Below are 1531 nucleotides of genomic sequence, written 5' to 3' on the forward strand. Positions count from 1 at the left end.
CGCGCGGCCTTGCTTTCGGCCGCGATTTCCTGGCCGCGCCTGTCGGCTTCCTTGCGCTGGCCGCGCAGCATCGCAATGTCACTGGCGAGTTTCTGCATTTCGGACTCTCGCGCCACGAGCTCGATCTGCCGGCTGCTCGAGGAAAAACTGGCGTCGTCATACATGCGCTCCAGCTTTTCCAGCTCAAGGGCGCGCTTTTCCAGCTTGCGTTCGGTTTCCTTCAGACGCTCCGAAAGCTGCTGCAACTCGCCCTCTCGCTGACGCAGCGCTTCGTTCTTCGCGCCCAGCTCGGTCAGCACCTGGTTCTTGTCAGTCCGCTCGACCGCCAGGCCCTTCATGGCCTCGCGACCGCGATTGATCTCGACCAGTTGTTCGGCCGCCTTCTCACGCAACGCCTTGACGCTGATTTCCAGGCGGCGCGTCGTCATGGCGTATTCGGCGCGGATGCGATCCTTGTCCGCCTGGATCTCGGTCTGCGTCAGAGGGATCGAGGATTCGATGCGTTTGCGTGTAAGCGCGACCGCACGACGCCATATGGCCGGAGCCACCATGAGCGCCAGAAAGCCAGCGCAGAGAAAGCCGAGGACGAAGAACAGGACCGACTGGACCAAGTGACTACCCGTTGTGGCCGGCAAGCATCAAAAGCGCATAGATCGCTTTGACTGTGCCACGTTGACATGGCGGAAATCCAGCGTTGCGGCAAGGGTTTGCCGCAACGGTACGAGTTTAATGCATGTCGACCCAAAAGCGGTCCCGGTTTTGGACAACGACAGCCAAGGACTTCAGCCTAGAACGGATTCCACGTGGCCCGCTCGGTAAGCTTCAGATAGCCGAGATTGACGCCGAGCCGAGCACCGACGCCGGTGCGGATCGGCACCAGGAGAACATTGTTGTTCTTCAGCACGTTGAAGCCGACGCCCGCCACCACATAGGCTGAACCGGCAACGCCGCCATAGCGGTTGTAGAGGCTGCCCACATCATCGAGATTGTAGACCAGCATCATCACCCGCGACCCCTCGCCGCCGAAATCCCAGCCGAGCGACGGGCCTTGCCAGAACACTTTGTGGTCGCCGGCATTCTTGGTGTAGAGCGTGCCTTCGCCATAGGTCAGGCCACCGATCAGCGCACCAGAACCCTCTTCGCCCAGCAGATAGCCGTTGGGCAGGCCGTAGGAGGCAAAAATCTTCTCGATCACCGTGGCGAGTCCGCCCGATGTGGCGCCAAAAAATTTGTGACCGGAATCGACAATCTCCTGAGCGGTGTATTCCTGGGCCCGCAGGGCTGAAGTCGAGAAGACGAGAACGCCCAGGAGCGTGACCGCCATTGAGAAGACACGGAGAAAGCTCCGGTCGTAGTATCGGGAAAACATGCTTCCAATCTCCGTCAGGGAGCACCTTCGCCGACGCCTCGCACCCCGTACGGCTCTTTTAGCCGGCCGTTAAGGGTAACTGTTAGGGGCAAATTATGCCGTAATCCTTTTTCAACCATTAAGCTCCCACATGAACATGGCGGTTCGAAGGCTGTTTGGGGT

Annotated in this window: 1 protein-coding gene and 1 pseudogene; both read right to left on the minus strand. The window is 59.8% G+C overall.

The genetic code is table 11. From position 1 onward, the window contains the following. A pseudogene (locus EN969_RS30560) lies at positions 1 to 611 on the minus strand (hypothetical protein); the annotation flags it as partial. Between the two features lie 176 nt (positions 612 to 787). After that, on the minus strand, positions 788 to 1324 hold the full coding sequence (locus EN969_RS30565; protein WP_224621527.1) for an EipA family protein: 537 nt from the start codon (positions 1322 to 1324) through the stop codon (positions 788 to 790). Positions 1325 to 1531 lie beyond the last annotated feature (207 nt).

This window comes from Mesorhizobium sp. M7A.F.Ca.CA.003.01.2.1 (assembly GCF_003998945.1).
GTDB lineage: Bacteria > Pseudomonadota > Alphaproteobacteria > Rhizobiales > Rhizobiaceae > Mesorhizobium > Mesorhizobium ciceri.